Origin of the sequence: Massilia sp. Root335 (genome assembly GCF_001425685.1) — a bacterium.
Taxonomy (GTDB): domain Bacteria; phylum Pseudomonadota; class Gammaproteobacteria; order Burkholderiales; family Burkholderiaceae_D; genus Telluria; species Telluria luteola.
The window spans coordinates 34,216-35,913 of sequence record NZ_LMCY01000062.1 but is presented as its reverse complement, the minus strand read 5'-3'; the positions used below and the strand labels follow the sequence as shown (position 1 = coordinate 35,913).

At 71.1% G+C, this 1,698-nt stretch carries 2 protein-coding genes; both read left to right on the top strand.

What is annotated here, in order from left to right; all coding sequences use genetic code 11:
- Positions 1–1,417: amino acid adenylation domain-containing protein (locus ASC93_RS27490; RefSeq protein WP_162251956.1), on the top strand; the 1,417-nt coding region annotated here is incomplete at its 5' end.
- 43 nt (positions 1,418–1,460) lie between these two features.
- Positions 1,461–1,698: hypothetical protein (locus ASC93_RS31550; RefSeq protein ID WP_162251955.1), on the top strand; the 238-nt coding region annotated here is incomplete at its 3' end.

Here is a 1,698-nt window from a genome sequence, read left to right as displayed (position 1 = left end):
CGCCGGCCTGCAGCGCGGCGAGCTGGTCGCCATCACGCTCGACCGCAGCATCGAGGTGGTCGTTTCGATCCTGGCCGTCCTGAAAGCCGGCGGCGCCTACCTGCCGATCGACCCGGGCGTGCCGGAAGAGCGCCAGCGCTTCATCCGCGCCGATGCGGCGGCGCGCTTCACCCTGAGCACGTCGAAGTACGCCGGGCTGCTCGCCGGCTGCGACGGCCGCGTGTTCTTCCTCGACCGGGAAGACGCCGACGCCGGCGCTGCCGACGCGCCGCTGCCCGTCGTCGAGGGCAGCGATCTCGCCTACGTGATCTACACCTCCGGCTCGACCGGCAAGCCGAAGGGCGTGATGGTCGAGCACCGCCACGTGGCGCGCCTGTTCACCGCCGCCGAACCGCACTTCTCGTTCTCGACGCAGGACGTCTGGACCCTGTACCACTCGTACGCCTTCGACGTCTCGGTCTGGGAAATGTGGGGCGCGCTGCTGTACGGCGGGCGCCTCGTGATCGTGCCGCACGACGTGGCGCGCGCGCCGGCCGAGTTCGCCAGCCTGCTGCTCGACGAACAGGTGACGATGCTCAGCCAGACCCCGACCGCGTTTTCCAACCTGATCCCCGAACTGCTGGCCCGCAACGATCGCGGCGCGCTGCGCAACGTGGTGTTCGCCGGCGAAGCGCTGGACACCCGACGCCTGCGCCGCTGGTTCGAGCGCTTCGGCGACCAGGCCCCGGCCATGGTGAACATGTACGGCATCACCGAGACCACGGTCCACGCCACGTACAAGCGCGTGTCCGCGCAGGATGCGGTCGACGGCGCCAACGACATCGGCGTGCCGCTGTCGGACCTGACGCTGCTGGTGCTCGACGAGCAGCGCGAGCCGGTGCCGGCCGGTGTGACCGGCGAGCTGTACGTGGGCGGCGCGGGCGTCACGCGCGGCTACCTGAACCGGCCGGAACTGACGGCCCAGCGCTTCATCACGCTGCCGTCGCTGCCGGGCGAAGTGCTGTACCGCAGCGGCGACCTGGCGCGCCGCCTGGAAAACGGCGCGCTGGCCTACCTGGGCCGCAACGACGACCAGGTCAAGCTGCACGGCTTCCGCATCGAGCTGGGCGAAATCGAGCGCCGGCTGGTGGGCCACGCCGCCGTGCACGCGTCCATCGTCGCCATCAAGGGCGAAGGCGACGAGCGCCACCTGGTCGCCTACGTGGTGCCGGTCGGCGCCGTCGACCAGGACTGGAAGGTGGAGCTGCACCGGCACCTGGCGGCGTCGCTGCCGGGCTACATGATTCCGTCGCACCTGGTCACGCTCGACAGCCTGCCCGCCACCAGCAACGGCAAGATCGACCGCGCCGCCCTGCCGGCGCCCGCCCCGGCCACGCGCTGGAGCGGCGCCGCCGTGCGCGCCGACGCCATCGCCTGAGCGCCGTCCCGTACACGCAAGTTCATTCACAGGAAATCCGAAGATGATGAGATTCGAAGACCCGGCCCAGGCCGACCAACGCACGCAGGCCCAGGCCCGTCTCGACGCCCTGTCGCCGCAACAGCGCCAGCGCCTGCAGGAACTGGCCAGGGCCAAGCGCCAGGCCGGCGCCGAACCGGCGGCGAACCTGCACGGCAGGTTCGAAGAATGGGCGCGGCGCCAGCCCGACGCCGTCGCCGTCTGCGAACACGGACGCCGCCTGAGCTATGGCGGGCTCGATA